Source organism: Streptomyces sp. NPDC001137, from assembly GCF_040298885.1.
Taxonomy (GTDB): domain Bacteria; phylum Actinomycetota; class Actinomycetes; order Streptomycetales; family Streptomycetaceae; genus Streptomyces.
Genome location: NZ_JBEPBA010000004.1, coordinates 1 through 14,582, shown reverse-complemented (window position 1 = coordinate 14,582; position 14,582 = coordinate 1). Strand labels below are relative to the sequence as shown.

Sequence of the window (14,582 nt, the reverse complement as noted above, 5' to 3'; positions counted from 1 at the left end):
AAACTGATTCGCTGAATGATCAAAGGAATTGAAGGGAGCAGCCGCCGGACATTGCGGATTCCTTGGAAATAAACGTGCTGCTGAGAGGAATCCCACATCACATCGTCATCACAAAGCAGCTGAAGAGACGGAGAACTTACCTCACTCGCTGTAACGTCGATTGGGTGCGTACCGAACGAAACCTCACCCGTCTGGACCGGGTGTTCGCCAGACTGGACAGGGAGCCGGAACGACCGGCCCACATCGATGTGCCGAGGATGAGCCGGCACCGGGTCGCGTTGCTGACCGGGACCCTGGCCTTCTACCTGGCGATCGTGTATCTCGTCGTGACCACGTCGTGGCTGGTCCGCTTCGACTGGCAGGTCATGTTCTTCCGGCCGTACCAGCAGTGGCAGGGCATCCACTGGTTCGTCGACTACTACGTCGTGCTCGGCCAGCGCGGCCCGACCGCGGTGATGGTCGCGGCCTGGCTCGGCTGGCGCTCCTGGCGCCAGCACACCCTGCGCCCGCTGCTGACGCTGGGCGCCTCGCTGCTGCTGCTGAACATCACCGTGGGCGCCGCCAAGCTGGGCATGGGCCGCCTCGGACCGCACTACGCGACCACGATCGGCTCGAACGAGATGGGCCTGGGCGGCGATATATTCCCCAGCGGCCACACCGCCAACGCCGTGGTGACCTGGGGCATCCTGGCCTACCTCGCCTCCACCCCCAGAGCCCGCCGCTGGCTGTCCGCCCTCTCCGCGCTGACCGCCCTGGGCGTGGGCCTGGCCACCGTCTACCTCGGTACGCACTGGCTGAGCGACGTGCTCCTCGGCTGGGCCGCCGGTCTGCTGATCCTGCTGGCCCTGCCGTGGTGCGAGCCGGGGATCGCCAAGGCCGAGGTCGCCCTCTTCGACCTGCGCGACCGCTGGCGCGCCCGCAAGGGTGCCGGCGCACCGGCCGCTCCCGTGGGCGCCCCGGTGCTGCTCAAGCCGCATACGACCGCGCAGGACGAGGCCGCCGCACGCGAGACGGTCTCCTCAGGGCCCCGCTCGGCCCGGGCACCCGTCTACCTGGCACCGGGCCCGCACACGGCCCGCTCGGAGCGCACCCCGGTCACTCCGGCCGGCAGCCGCCGCCCGCCGCACTCTGACCGCATCCCGCGCGGCGCGACGGCCTCCACGGCCCGCCCCCTCACGGGCGGCTGACGAGCGAGGCCGGTACGCACAACCACCCCCGCACAGCGAAGGCCCCGGTTCCCGTTCGGGAACCGGGGCCTTCGTCATCCGTCAGCCCTTCCAGGCCCGCACGACCCGGCCGTCCTCCACCTCGAAGTTCAGCCGGCCCGTGCGGTACTCCATCGTGATGATCGCCCCGGGCGGCAGCGAGCGCACCGTGGACCAGCCGCGCTCCCGCGCGCGCCGCTCGGCGCCGGCCGCCTCGAGGCCGACGTACGCGTCCGGACTGTCCTGGGGCTCCGCCTGCGGAGTGGGAATCGGTGCCATGCCGCCACGCTAGGCCCTGCCCCACGGCCGGGGAAGGCAGGGCGGTCCCACAAGCCCCATATCCCCCTCCGGTCACACTTCTGTCACAGGATCACGACACGGGTTTCGGCTCACGTGACATCAACCACTGCGCCGGGGCCGTCACACGTACGAGCGGTTCCGCACCGGTTCCGTAGGCCTTCCGCAGGCAATCGAACGTAATTCCCGCGTGTCGCGGCCGCACTCCGAATAACCCGTCGGAAAGTGCCCTGAGAACTGACCCCGGACTCCTTTCCGGTCCGATTCCGGGCGGGTTCGTGAGAGCTGACACCGCGTAGGAAATACACGGTTCCAGCACATAACCCCCGCACGCCCCCTGTCGGAGCACGGGACGGCGCGCGCATCATGACGTGAGCTCGCGGGCGGGGGTGGCGCGGGCTTCGGCGGACCCGGGGCGCGACGAGCGAAGGGGCGAGCGAGCGATGGGGACCCAGACCGTGCAGGCGGCGGCGCGACCCCTGCGGACCAGTCAGGGGCGGGTGATCGTCGACTGGCTGACGACCACCGACCACAAGAAGATCGGGCATCTGTACCTGATCACCTCGTTCCTGTTCTTCCTCACCGGCGGGGTGATGGCGCTGCTGATGCGCGCCGAACTCGCCCGGCCGGGGCTGCAGATCATGGACAACAACCAGTTCAACCAGCTGTTCACCATGCACGGCACGATCATGCTGCTGCTCTTCGCGACGCCGATGTTCGCGGGCTTCGCCAACGAGCTGATGCCGCTGCAGATCGGCTCCCCCGACGTCGCCTTCCCGCGGCTGAACATGCTGTCGTACTGGTTCTTCCTGTTCGGCGGCCTGATCGTGCTCGGCTCGCTGCTCGTGCCCGGCGGTCCCGCCGCCTTCGGCTGGTTCGCCTACGCGCCGCTCAACAGCGCGGTGCGCTCCCCCGGAGTCGGGCCCGACCTGTGGATCATGGGGCTCGCGCTGGCGGGCTTCGGCACGATCCTCGGCGCGGTCAACTTCATCACCACCATCATCGGGATGCGCTGCCCCGGCATGACGATGTTCCGGATGCCGATCTTCACCTGGAACACGCTGTTCACGTCGATCCTGATCCTGATGGCGTTCCCGGTGCTCGCGGCCGCGCTGCTGTGTCTGGAGGCGGACCGGCGGTTCGGCGCGCAGGTCTTCGACGCGGCCAACGGCGGTGCGCTGCTGTGGCAGCACCTGTTCTGGTTCTTCGGCCATCCCGAGGTGTACATCATCGCGCTGCCGTTCTTCGGCATCGTCACGGAGATCCTCCCGGTCTTCAGCCGCAAGCCGCTCTTCGGCTATCTCACGCTGGTCGGCGCGACGATGGCGATCACCGGGCTGTCGGTGGTGGTGTGGGCGCACCACATGTTCGTCACGGGTGCGGTGCTGCTGCCGTTCTTCTCGTTCATGACGTTCCTGATCGCCGTGCCGACCGGCGTGAAGTTCTTCAACTGGATCGGCACGATGATCAAGGGCTCGCTGTCCTTCGAGACGCCGATGCTGTGGGCGTGCGGCTTCCTGGTGACGTTCCTGTTCGGCGGTCTGACCGGGGTGATCCTGGCCTCGCCGCCGCTGGACTTCCATGTCTCGGACACCTACTTCGTGGTGGCGCACTTCCACTACGTGGTGTTCGGCACGGTCGTCTTCGCGATCTTCGGCGGGTTCTATTTCTGGTGGCCCAAGTTCACCGGGAAGATGCTCGACGAGCGGCTGGGCAAGATCCAGTTCTGGACGCTCTTCGTCGGCTTCCACACCACGTTCCTGGTGCAGCACTGGCTGGGCGCGGAGGGCATGCCCCGGCGGTACGCCGACTATCTCGCGGCGGACGGCTTCACGGCTCTCAACACCATCTCCACGATCGGCGCGTTCCTGCTCGGCATGTCGACGCTGCCGTTCCTCTACAACGTCTGGAAGACCGCCAAGTACGGAGAGAAGGTCGAGACCGACGACCCCTGGGGCTACGGCCGCTCACTGGAGTGGGCGACCTCCTGCCCGCCGCCCCGGCACAACTTCACGATCCTGCCGAAGATCCGCTCCGAGTCCCCGGCGTTCGACCTGCACCATCCCGAGCTCGCGGCGACGCCCGAGGAGCCTCTGGGAGAAGAGCGCGAGAAAGCCGGTCCCGGGCCGTCCTGATCGCCTCGGTGAGCTCGGCGGGCTCCAGGACCTCGAAGTCGAAGCCGGTCATCATCACGTGAATGACCATGACGTCGAGGCTCGCGGCCCCGGTGCGCAGGATGCAGCGGTCGGGGCCGTCCGCCTCCAGCTGCCCCGCCGAGGGCGAGATGCGCTCCGCGGCCTCCTCCAGGGGAACGAGCAGCCGCACTACGGCATGGGAGGCGTACGCGCGCGTCGAGACGCCCTTCGAGACGTACGCGGCGAGGTCCTCGGCGGGCGGGGTGCGCGGCGCGAAGCGCGGGCCGTGCGGCGGCTTCGGGGTGATGCGGTCGGCACGGAACGTACGCCAGTCCGCGCGGTCGAGGTCCCAGGCGACCAGGTACCAGCGGCGCTCGGAGCACACCAGGCGGTGGGGTTCGACGGTCCGGCGGCTCGAAGCACCACCATGGTCGCTGTACTCGAAGCGGAGGCGTTCGGAGTCCCGGCACAAGTTGGCCAGTTCGGTCAGGACGGCCGGGTCGACGGCGGAGGGCTGCGGGCCGCGCAGCATCGGCACCGTGAACGCGTTCAGGGCACCCACCCGCCGACGCAGTCGGCTGGGCAGCACCTGCTCCAGCTTGGCCAGGGCCCGTACGGAGGTCTCGCCGATGCCCTCGATGCCCTGCCCGGCGGCCGTGCGCAGCCCGACGGCGACGGCGACCGCCTCGTCGTCGTCCAGGAGCAGCGGCGGCAGCTCTGCGCCCGCGCCCAGCTGGTAGCCACCGCCGGTACCGGGACTGGCGTTGACGGGATAGCCCAGCTCGCGCAGCCGGTCCACGTCCCGGCGCACGGTGCGCGCGGTGACACCGAGACGCTCGGCGAGGTCGGCGCCGGACCACTCGCGGTGGGCCTGGAGGAGCGAGAGCAGACGCAGCAGTCGTGCCGAGGTCTCCAACATGGGTCCGAGTCTGCCAGCCGTTGCGGACCGCCGCTGTCCTAAAGAGGAGTGTGCACCGCCGTGACGGAGACGGACAGGTCGTTGTCCCGTGTGTAGTAGGGAGCGGCCTCCACCGGGCCGTACGACGCGTCCACGCGCACGCGTGGATAGGTGAACACGGGCTTCTTGTCGGCCACGTCGTCGAGCAGCCGCGCGACCCGCACCGCCGGTCCCGCCTTCCCGGCGGGCCGCAGCCACAGGTCCCACAGGCCCGGCTCCAGGGCGCCGTAGACCACCTTGAAGCGGAACTCGGTGCGGTCGGCGAGGAGTTCGGTCCGCCGCACCGGGACGGGCGCGTGCCGGCCGCGGAGCTCGGCATGGGCGTCCGGGCCCAGCCCGATGCCGTACACCCGCCCCGGCACCGTCAGCACGCCCTGCTTGACCCGCAGTTCGCCCGCCTCGGCATGCGGGGCGCGCAGCCAGCTGCGGACGGTGAGGTTGCCCTGCCGGGTCGCATACGGGATGCGGACGGCGACGTGGCCGCGGGAGCCGCTGGGGGTCCGGGCGGCGAGCGAGCGCAGATCGGTGACGCCGGGCGCCAGACGGCGAGGCTCGCCGGCGTCCACGCGCGCGTAGGCGTCCCAGCGGCCCTCGGGGAGGGCGACGATGCTGGGCAGCGCGGCGCGCAGCCGGCCGTCCGCGGCGGGGGTCAGCGGCAGGTACACCTCGTCGTGGCTGTCGCGGCGGCGCAGCACGAGCAGGGCCGTGGCCGTCTCCCCGACCGCGCGGACGTCGAAGGTCAGGCCGCCCGCGGAGTCGGCGATGCAGTCGGCGCGCAGCGGTGTGGACTGCGAAGCCACCGTCGTCATGCGGTACGGATCCCTTCTCGTCCTGTGCTTCTCTGTCAGACCGACGAACAGGCACTTTGGTTGCCCTTTACCCGGACAGCGGCCGACACCGGATCACGGCCGCCGGCCGGCTACGGCCGGTAGGGGAGTTGCGGCACGTCGAAGCAGGTGCTGTTCATGTCGCCCTGGGACACCCAGCCCCTGCCGTCCTGCCAGCGAGCCACCGACAGACAGGTCCTGCGGTCCTTCGGCGGCTCGGCCAGCCGCTCGAAGGACACGGGAACCAGCAGCCCGCCCGCGGTGTAGTGCTCACTGCGGTTCATGAAGGCGTCGACGCACGCGCGCGTGATGCCCGCCCGTGCACAGGACTTCGCCGCGTCCGTGAACCACATGGCGGCCGCCCAGCCCTCCAACTGCCACTGGGAGTGCGTCTTCAGACCCTTCGTCGCGTCCCGGAACTCGCGTACGGCCGCGTTACCGGTGTCCTCGTAGTTGCGGCTGGAGCCGGTGGCCCAGAGGGCGTTGCGGCAGCGCGGGGAGTCCTTGTAGTCGTCGGGGACGGTGGACGTCCAGTTCTGGACGTTGGTGACCTTCGCGGTGACCTTGGCGCCGACCTCGTCCATCGCCTTGCACAGCTGGGCGTTGCCATGGGTGTCGATCGCGTCGAAGACCAGGTCGGCGCCCTGCTCCTTCAGGTCGGCCGCGGCGGCACGGAAGTTGGGCAGTGCGAAGTCGACCTGTTCGGTGACCACCTTGTAGCCCTCGGCCTTCAGGCCCTGCTCGACGAGACGGGCGTAGGCGGCGGACGCGGCCTGGTTGTAGGACACGACGGCGGCCGTGCGGGCGCCCTTCTCGCGCTTGAAGTAGCGGTAGACCTCCGTGCCGCCGTAGAGCTTCCCGTCCCAGCCGGGGGTGCCGTTCCTCGGGGCGAGGCTGCCGTAGATGCCGTAGAGGTGCGGCCAGGTGTCGTAGGCGGCGCCGATGGGCTGGCCGCCGATGTCGGGCACGCGCGCGTGGGAGACGCGGGAGGCGCCCGCGTAGTCGAGGGCGGTGGTGGCGACCAGGGCGACCACCTGGTCCTCCTCGATCAGCCGGTGCACGCAGGTGTTGTTGCCGACGCCGCTGCCGCCGTCGTCGCACTCCCGCACCTCGACGGGGTGCCCGTCGATGCCCCCGCGCGCGTCGAGCCGGTCGAAGTAGGCCTTGGCGCCGTCGCGCGGGCCGGTGAAGGTGTTGCCGCCGACCGGGCTGGTGGCGCTGGTGATGATGCCGACGCGGACGGGTGTGCCGCTGCTGGGCGCGGGCGCGTTCGTCCGCCCGTCGTGCTCGAAGTCGCTCTCCGGCAGACGGCTGCCGCAGGCCGTGCCCAGCAGGAGCAGCAGCGCCGCGGCAGCGCACTCAGCAGCCGGGGAGAGCCGACGCCGAGGCATTGCCGCTCATGCCGACCAGTGCACAGAGGGTGTTCACGGAGACCTTCCAGGTGCCGTTCTGCTCGACGGCCGTCCCGGAGGCGTTCGGCAGGGCGGTGGCGCCCTTGAGGGTCAGGTTGTACGTCACGGTCGCCTTGGTGGGCGAGGTGAAGTCGACCTTCGTCACCTGGGCCTGCACCTGCCCGCCACGCTGGTCACCGCCGAAGGCCTTCAGGACCAGCACCATCCTGTCGCCGTTCTCCAGGACGGCCAGCTTGTCCTTGACGGGCGTCTTCGGGTCGAAGAACTTCTCCCAGTTCTGCTTGATCTCCTTCGTGGCCGCCGCCGGGTCAGCGGGCGCGGTGGCCGGCGCGCTCGTCGTCTTCTCCACGGACGGAGTGGGGGGTGTGCTCGAGCTGCCGCCGCCGTTGTCGTCACTGCACGCCGCGAGGACCGGGGCGAGGATGAGAACAAGGGCGGCCGCGAACGCCGTGCCCCGTCCCGCCGCCCTTGGGCCGCGCCCCCTGCCCGCGTTCCCCCGCCTGAGGTCGCTCCCGAGAACCATCTGGCTCACCACCGGGTGTCGGTCCGGGCAAGGTGCGCCCGGTGCTTTCAGGGTCAGCTTCCAGGAGGCATAGTGCAAGCCATTGGCTGACATGGACAGGCACATGCACAGAAACGCGACGTGTGGGAGCCAGTTATGCGGACAGCCCGACTGCGGACCGTGCACCCCGTCCTGTGGGCCGGCTGGGCCGCGCTCGCCGCGGGTGCGGTGCTGTGCGTCCTCGGCTGGTACGGCATCTCCGGTGAGCGTTACGCCGAGCGTCAGCTGCCCTATCTGGCCTCCTGCACGGTCCCCGGCGCCGCGCTGATCATCGCCGGGTCGGTGCTGCTCACCCACGGCCGGGGCGCGCTCGCCGCCGCACGCGTGGAGGAGCTGTACGGCCTGCTGGTCGCCGCCGAGTCCGCCGACGCCGACGAGTCCCGGCAGGCGGCCGCCCTGCCCCTGGCGGTCAGCGGTGACCTGCTGATGGTGCCGGGCGGCACGCTGTGGCACCGGGCGGACTGCCCGCTGGTCTCCGGGAAGGTGGAGGCGGTGCCGGTCGACGCGAAACTGCTGCAGAGCGGCGAGCTGGGCCCGTGCCCGATCTGCGAACCCGCCGACGAGACCGGCTGAAGCCTCCCGATGTCCTCCCTGACGTACGACCTCACGCTCGCCGGCCTCTCCGTCGGCAGCGCGGCCGCGCTCACCGGGATCGGCCTGATCGTGACGTACCGCGCGACCGGCGTGCTGAACTTCGCGCACGGCGCGATCGCGATGGTGTGCGCTTATGCGCTGCGGCAGTGCGTGGTCGAGTGGGGGTGGCCACTGTGGCTGGGGGCCACGGTGACGCTCGTCGTCCTGGCCCCGGCGATCGGCGTGGTCCTGGAACGGTTCGTCTTCCGGCCGCTCGCCGTCCTGGGCAGCGACCCGGCGCAGACACTCGTGGCATCCATCGGGGTCTTCGTCCTGCTGGTCGGCGGGGCGGCGCTGGTGTGGGGGCAGGGTGCGCGGGACGACGCTCCGGAGCTGGTGTCGGAGGACCCCTGGGGCCAGTTGGCCGTGGTGCTCGTGCTGGCGGTGGGGGTCGGGTCCGTGATCCGCTGGACGCGGTTCGGGCGGGAGCTGCGCGCCGTGGTCGACGACCGGCAGCTCGCGGTGCTCGGCGGGATCGACGCGGACCGGGTGGCGGCCGCGGGCTGGGCGTTCGGTGCGTTCACGGCCGGCCTGACGGGGGCGCTCCTGGCGCCGTACGTACGGCTGGACCCGTACGGTCTGCCGCTGCTCGTGATGGAGGTGGTGGCGGTCGCGGTGGCGGCGCGGATGCGGCACCTGCCGGTGGCCGTCGTCGTGGCGCTGGGCATCGGGATCGCGCAGAGCCAGCTGACGCGGCTGCATCCCGGCGGCTGGGGCGAGCCTCTGCTGCAGGCGGTGGGCGCGAACCTGTTCGTGGTGGCCCTGCTGATCGCGGCCCTGGTGCTGCCGCGGATCGGCACCCGTGACGCGCTGCCCCGCACGGCCACCGCGCGCGTGCCGACACCGCCGGGCGCAGGGATAGTCGCCGCCGTCCTGTTCCTGCTCCCCCTGGGGTTCGCCGGTTCGGACCTGCACACCTCGGTCCAGGTGCCGGCGCTGGGCGTGGTCCTGCTGTCCCTGGTGGTGGTCACCGGCCGGGGCGGCCAGATCTCCCTGGGACAGGCCGCTTACGCGGGCCTGGGAGCCTTGTTCACGGCCCTCCTCGCAGCGGGCCGTTTCCCGGGGCTGCCGCGCCTGCCCGAGCTGGCCGCCCTGGCGGTGGCGGTGGTCCTGGTCGCTCCCCTGGGCCTCCTGACGGGCTGGCCGGCGATCGGCCGCCAGGGCCTCGCCCTCGCACTGGCGACGTTCGCGGTGGGCGTCGGCGTGAGCCGCTTCGTCTTCGCGCAGCCGTACGCCACGTCCGGCCTCTGGCTGGACCGCCCCCCGGGCTTCGACGGCGACCGCGCCTACTACGTCCTCGAACTGGCCCTGCTGGCAGCCGCGTTGCTGGCCACGCGGGCGCTGCGCCGAGGCCGCACGGGCCGGGCCCTGGCCGCCATGCGCGACCACGAGTCGGGCGCCTCGGCAGCCGGCGTCCGGGTCCCCTCGCTCAAGCTCCTGGCCTTCGTCTCGGGCGCCGCCCTGGCCGCGCTCGGCGGCGGCATGCTCGGCATGGGCCTGCGGGCCTTCGACCCGGGCGCCTACGACCCGGTACGCAGCCTGCTCTGGTTCGCCGCCGTCGTGGTGCTGGGCGCCGACAGCACCCTGGGCGCCCTGGCCGCGGCCGCCCTCCTGGTGGGCCTGGACGCGGGCGCCCGCGGCGGGATGGCGGCGGCCCTGATCGGCGTACTGGCGGTGCTGGTCGGCCGCTTCCCGGGCGGCCCGTACGAGGCGCTGCGGGCAGCGGCGGCGGGCCTGCGGCTGCGACGGAGGGCACGGCTGACGCCCTTGGGGATGCGCGTACGAGCACGGCTGCGCCCCACGGAACGACGACCTGACCAGCAGCCTGGCACTGGTCCCTCACGAAAACACCCCGCAGCCGCCGACAGCGCCCAGCCCCCACAGGGGCCACCCGCACCCGACAACGAAAGCCGCACGAGTGGTGCGGGTGGGAACCCACACCCGGCCGAAGGCCGGGTGCACCCCCACACACCCGCACACGCACCCGCACCGACCCTCCAAGCCCACGAACTCCACGCCCGCTACGACGGCTTCCAGGCCCTCGACGGAGTAGACCTCGCCGTCCCGCCGGGACAGATCACCGCCATCGTCGGCCCCAACGGGGCAGGCAAGAGCACCCTCTTCCACTGCCTGGCAGGCACCCTGCACCCCACCCACGGCCAAGTCCGCCTGGGCCCAAGGGACATCACGCGGCTCGCCGCCCACACCCGCACCCGCCTGGGAATCGCCCGCACCTTCCAACAACTCTCCGTCTTCCCGTCCTTGACGGTGGCCGAAAACGTCCGCGTGGGCGCCGAACAGGGCCGGCTGCACGATCCGGCAGCCGTCGACCGGGCGTTGCGGCTGCTCGGCCTCGACGGCCCCGTACGAACCCGGCCCGCCGCGAACCTCCCCACCGGCACACTGCGCCGCGTAGAGCTGGCCAGGGCCCTGGCGGGCGGCCCCCGCGTGCTGCTGCTCGACGAGCCCGCGGCCGGCCTCGACAGCACCGAGGTCGCCGCCCTGGCACGGGTGCTGAAGGCCCTGGCGGCCGACGGCACCGCCCTCCTCGTGGTGGAGCACGACCTCGACCTGGTCGCCGACCTCGCTGACGTCGTCCACGTCATGACGGCGGGCCGTATCGTCGCCTCCGGCCCACCGGGACACGTACTCCACACCCTCGGCACCGGGGAGGCGGGCGCATGACCATCTCCCTGCGGCACGCGCGCGTGCGTTACGGCCCCCTGGAGGCCCTGCACGGCGTCACCCTCGCCGCCCCCGGCCCCGGCCTCACCGTCCTGCTCGGCCGCAACGGCTCCGGCCGTACGACCGCGCTGCGCGCGCTGGCCGGTGTCGTACCGCTGTCCGGTGGCGCGGTGGTGTGGGACGGCGTGGACGTCAGCCGGACCCCGGCGTACGAGCGGGCCCGGCGGGGCCTGTGTCTGGTTCCCGAGCGGCAGGCCGTGTTCGGCTCCCTCACCGTGCAGGAGAACCTCGAACTGGCGGCCGACGACCACGGTTTCGCCCTGGAGGCCTATCCGCAGCTGGAGCCCCTGCTCGCGCGCCGCGCCGGCACCCTCTCCGGCGGCGAGCAGCGCATGCTCGCCCTCTCCCGCGCCCTGCTGGCACGCGCACGTGTGGTGCTCGTCGACGAGCCCGCGCAGGGCATGTCGCCCGCGGTCGCGGCCCGCACCTACGAGCTGCTGGGCGCCCTCGACGCCTGCGTCGTCATCGCCGAGCAGCGGCTGCCGCCCGGCCTCCGCGACCGGACGGGGGTCATCGTGTACGAACTGCGCCGCGGCACCGTCGTGTTCAGCGGAGAGGCGGGCGAACGGGAGCGTCGTCCTCGGTCAGGGGCGGGCCGGCCGCCTCGAAGTCCTGGTACGGCTCCTGGGCGCGGGCCGAGCCCCGCGGGATGAGCAGCTGCGTACCGACGTTCAGCCGGGTCGGATGCTCGCCGACCATGTCCCTGTTGGCCCGGTACAGCGACAGCCAGCCGCCGTCGACGCCGTACCTGTCCGCGATCGACACCAGCGTCTCGCCGGCGTGGACGGCGTGCACGCGCCCCTGGAGACGGTAGCGCTGGGAGCAGGCCGGCCAGGTCTCCCACCCCTGGGCGGCCAGCACCTTCTCGGCCACGGCGATCTGCTCCTCACGGCTGGCGAGATCCGCGCGCGGGGCGTACTTCAGCCCGCCGAAGTACTTCCAGGTGGACTGCCGGAACTGCAGCCCGCCGTAGAAGCCGTTCCCGGTGTTGATGTCCCACCGTCCGCCGCTCTCACAGTCCGCGATGCAGCCCCAGGGCCAGTGGTCCTTGGCACAGGCGTAGGAAAAGCGCACCGGAAGCGTTCCCGGCAGCGGTGGCGGTGGTGCCGCCTGCGCCGTGACGGGGACGAGGGCGCCGAACAGGGCGGCGGCCAGCGCTAGTGCGAACTGCGTACGGTGCATGCGGAACATCGGGCCACGGTAAGCAGTGGGCGCCCCGCGAGCGCTCCGGCGCGTCCGAGGGGCCGAAGGGCCCCACCCGGTCGGACGACCGGACGAGGCCCTTCGGTGAGGGGAGCGGCTCAGAGGTCGAGCTGCTGCCCGGGCACGATCAGGTCGGGGTCACCGCCGATGACGGCCTTGTTGGCGGCGTACAGCCGCTGCCAGGTGGTCCCGTGCCGGGCGGCGATCTTGCTCAGGGTGTCGCCCTCGCGGACGGTGTAGTCGCCGCGGGAGGCACTGCGCCCCGTGTGACCGGCCGAACGTGCCGGCGCCTTCGACGGCTTCGACTTGGCCACGGATTTCGGCTTGGCGGCCGATGAGGACTTGGTGGTGGCGGATCCGGAGGAGGCCGCGGGTGCGCTGCCGTACGCTCCGGCCCGTGCCGAACAGACCGGCCAGGCACCCCAACCCTGGGCGTGCTGGACCTTGGTGGCCACTGCGATCTGCTGTTCCCTGGAGGCCCCGGCGGCCGTCGGCGCATAGGCCGTGCCGCCGTACGCGCGCCAGGTGCCGGCGGAGAACTGCAGCCCGCCGTAGTAGCCGTTGCCGGTGTTGATGTGCCAGTTGCCGCCGCTCTCGCACTGGGCGATGCGGTCCCACACCCCGCCGTCCGCCGCCGCGGCGTTGCCGGTCGCGGCCAGCAGCCCGAGCGGGGCGAGCAGTGCAGCCCCGGCGAGGAGCGCCGTCGTACGGTTCCTGCGGACGTTGTCACGGGTGGTATCGGCACACTCGGACATGTAATTCCCTCTCGAAACACCCGGGCTCCCCCAAGGCGGGGCGCGCTCACGGCACATGGGCCGGTCGCCGCGCTCCGCCCCGTCCGCCGGTGATCGCGTTCTGCTGGTACTGCTGGCTGGTGCGGTCGGCGGACGTTCCCGAGCGGTGCTCGTTGCACACGGCGGAGGAATCTAAGGAGCCTGTCGAGGCGTCAGCAACCAACTGCTTGTCATTCCAGGCCAGTTCGCCGTTACCGCTGGTATCAGCATGTTTCGGCCACCCACTTAATCCGCTGATTTCCTGATTTGTCAACCATGGGTCGTGACGATCTGTGACTCACTTCACGCAACCAACTTCCTTGGATTTCCAAGGAATTGACAATGAGTGTCCGATTCCGCACCTGCGGTGACCCTGCGCGGTGGATGGTTCGACTCCGTTCGCCCTGAAGCGTGACTCCCGCCACAGATCGCCCGTTGTCTTCTTCATGAGCCCGGGACCCGCCCGGTTCACACTTCCCGAGGGGAGCCACCCGTGCCGCGCATGCTCGACGTCAGCGACGAGGTACGAGCCGAGATCGGCGACGAAGAAGCCGACCGGCTGCTCGCCGGAGAGAACGCCCCCGGCAGTTACGACTGCACCTCCTGCCGCACCCCGGGCGACTCCGAACAGGAGCGCACCAGCACCGTCCTGTTCGTCGGCGAGGAGACCGCCGTCCTCGCCTTCGCCCACGCCACCTGCCTGCCCTCGCAGGTCGTCCAGGTCACCGAGGAGCAGCTCCAGGGGGCCGTGCGGTCCATCTCCGGGGACACCGTGGACCTGGACCCCGACCAGGTCGTCCCCGAGCAGGCCGTGCTCGGCGTGACCAGCGGACTCGTCCTCATCGCCGGGGAGTTGCACCCGGCGCTGGTCGTCGAGCCGACCGGGCCCATCGTGCGGCCGGGCACGACCGGCCTCGGTGACGACTTCCTGCCGCTGCTGATCGAGCAGGGCTTCATGCCGCTCATGGAGCTGTCCGAGGTGCCGCCGGTGCTGCACGGCTGGTCGGTGCTGCTCGCCATGGGCCAGCTGCACGCCGTGCTGCAGCCCGGCGCGAACGGCGGACAGCCGGTGGCGTGGTGGCAGGCCCACCAGCCGCTGCAGGTGACCGACGGCTGGCGGGCCGCCGCCAACAAGCACCAGCAGGTGCTCATGTTCGCCGCGCCGGTCGGGTCCATCGGGCGTCAGCCCCGGGAGGACCTGCTGAGGGACGCACTGGACAAGGCGGCGGCCAACGGGAAGCTGGTCGGCGTCGCCATGCCGCTCGCGGGCACATGAGATCACCCAAAGAGGCGGATATCAACCGCATCCCTTGAAGTTCGGGGTCGTTTGGACATACGTGCACGCATACGACATCCCCCGCCGCCAGTCCTTCCAGCCGATTCCCTCCGCCCGCTCGGCCCAGGACATTTCGGGCAGCCACTCGGCCACGCCCATCTACGACGCGCTCTGGTCCGAGTACGTCAAGTCCTTCCGTACGCTGCCGGGTGACCGCAGCGGCGAGGAGAACCTGGGGTTCGTCGCCTTCGGGAACATTCCGACCAGTTCGGACCCGCACGGAGGTCATCGGCCGGGGTCGTTCAGCAGCTCGTACAGCGCCTACAGCGCCGGGGCCTACAGCGCCCGGCAGCAGACGCAGTGGCAGCGCGTGCCGGCCGCACTGCCACCCGGCACGCGCGGCGTCCGCTGAGACGTTCACCGGCACATGGGGGAGGGGGGGGGGCGGGCGGGGGGCCCCCCCCCCCCCCGGGGGGGTAAATAATTTTTGTGGCCGGGGTGTAGCGCACCCCCATCGGGAAATAGGGGTGGTTGGTGTTAGTGTTGTTGTGGTGGT

Annotated in this window: 13 protein-coding genes and 1 pseudogene; 7 read left to right on the top strand and 7 right to left on the bottom strand. The window is 71.3% G+C overall.

The annotated features are described in order from the left end of the window. The first annotated feature begins 164 nt into the window (after positions 1–164). Positions 165–1,187 carry a phosphatase PAP2 family protein gene (locus tag ABT254_RS08725; RefSeq protein ID WP_351465657.1) on the top strand — a complete coding sequence of 341 codons (1,023 nt, stop codon included), beginning with the start codon at positions 165–167 and terminating at the stop codon, positions 1,185–1,187. A gap of 81 nt (positions 1,188–1,268) precedes the next feature. Here the strand turns inward: ABT254_RS08725 and ABT254_RS08720 are convergent, their stop codons facing one another. Next, positions 1,269–1,484 (bottom strand): I78 family peptidase inhibitor, encoded by a 216-nt coding sequence (locus ABT254_RS08720; RefSeq protein WP_351465654.1) that lies wholly within the window; start codon positions 1,482–1,484, stop codon positions 1,269–1,271. Between the two features lie 461 nt (positions 1,485–1,945). Here ABT254_RS08720 and ctaD point away from each other — a divergent pair. Then, positions 1,946–3,514 (top strand): annotated as a pseudogene (ctaD, locus tag ABT254_RS08715) (aa3-type cytochrome oxidase subunit I); the annotation flags it as partial. On the opposite strand, the gene ABT254_RS08710 reads toward ctaD, so the two are convergent. The 4 genes from ABT254_RS08710 to ABT254_RS08695 form a co-directional block, all read right to left on the bottom strand. Then, entirely contained in the window at positions 3,513–4,556 is a 1,044-nt protein-coding gene (locus ABT254_RS08710; RefSeq protein ID WP_351465652.1) for a helix-turn-helix transcriptional regulator, read from the bottom strand. The pseudogene ctaD and the gene ABT254_RS08710 sit on opposite strands and share 2 nt — an antisense overlap. Before the next feature lie 38 nt (positions 4,557–4,594). Next, entirely contained in the window at positions 4,595–5,404 is an 810-nt protein-coding gene (locus tag ABT254_RS08705) for a hypothetical protein (RefSeq protein ID WP_351465650.1), read from the bottom strand. A 110-nt stretch (positions 5,405–5,514) separates the two neighbouring features. Beyond that, on the bottom strand, positions 5,515–6,813 hold the full coding sequence (locus ABT254_RS08700; protein WP_351465647.1) for an ABC transporter substrate-binding protein: 1,299 nt from the start codon (positions 6,811–6,813) through the stop codon (positions 5,515–5,517). Further along, positions 6,782–7,357, bottom strand: coding sequence for an MTB12 C-terminal domain-containing protein (locus ABT254_RS08695; protein WP_351465644.1), 576 nt, complete (start codon positions 7,355–7,357; stop codon positions 6,782–6,784). The genes ABT254_RS08700 and ABT254_RS08695 overlap by 32 nt, the downstream gene beginning before the upstream one ends. 135 nt (positions 7,358–7,492) lie before the next feature. Between ABT254_RS08695 and ABT254_RS08690 the strand changes: the two genes are divergently transcribed. Genes ABT254_RS08690 through ABT254_RS08680 form a run of 3 tightly spaced genes read left to right on the top strand, consistent with a single transcriptional unit; the run spans position 7,493 to position 11,427 of the window. After that, the gene (locus ABT254_RS08690) at positions 7,493–7,969 is read left to right on the top strand and encodes a hypothetical protein (RefSeq protein WP_351465642.1); all 477 of its coding nucleotides are present in this window, start codon (positions 7,493–7,495) and stop codon (positions 7,967–7,969) included. Positions 7,970–7,978: 9 nt separating this feature from the next. Beyond that, the gene (locus tag ABT254_RS08685; RefSeq protein WP_351465639.1) at positions 7,979–10,714 is read left to right on the top strand and encodes an ABC transporter permease subunit; all 2,736 of its coding nucleotides are present in this window, start codon (positions 7,979–7,981) and stop codon (positions 10,712–10,714) included. Further along, a complete protein-coding gene (locus tag ABT254_RS08680) occupies positions 10,711–11,427 on the top strand; it encodes an ATP-binding cassette domain-containing protein (protein WP_351465636.1) in 717 nt (238 codons plus the stop codon). Before ABT254_RS08685 ends, ABT254_RS08680 begins: the two co-directional genes overlap by 4 nt. Here ABT254_RS08680 and ABT254_RS08675 read toward each other — a convergent pair. Together ABT254_RS08675 and ABT254_RS08670 are read right to left on the bottom strand one after the other, a co-directional pair. Beyond that, complete coding sequence (locus ABT254_RS08675) at positions 11,321–11,956, bottom strand: transglycosylase family protein (RefSeq protein ID WP_351466880.1); 636 nt, start codon at positions 11,954–11,956, stop codon at positions 11,321–11,323. The genes ABT254_RS08680 and ABT254_RS08675 overlap by 107 nt on opposite strands. A 119-nt stretch (positions 11,957–12,075) precedes the next feature. Then, positions 12,076–12,732, bottom strand: a complete 657-nt coding sequence (locus tag ABT254_RS08670; protein WP_351465633.1) for a transglycosylase family protein — start codon at positions 12,730–12,732, stop codon at positions 12,076–12,078. A 511-nt stretch (positions 12,733–13,243) separates the two neighbouring features. Here ABT254_RS08670 and ABT254_RS08665 point away from each other — a divergent pair. Both ABT254_RS08665 and ABT254_RS08660 read left to right on the top strand, forming a co-directional pair. Next, positions 13,244–14,026 carry a DUF8842 C-terminal domain-containing protein gene (locus tag ABT254_RS08665; RefSeq protein WP_351465630.1) on the top strand — a complete coding sequence of 261 codons (783 nt, stop codon included), beginning with the start codon at positions 13,244–13,246 and terminating at the stop codon, positions 14,024–14,026. Between the two features lie 61 nt (positions 14,027–14,087). Then, entirely contained in the window at positions 14,088–14,438 is a 351-nt protein-coding gene (locus ABT254_RS08660) for a hypothetical protein (protein WP_351465627.1), read from the top strand. Positions 14,439–14,582: the final 144 nt, after the last annotated feature.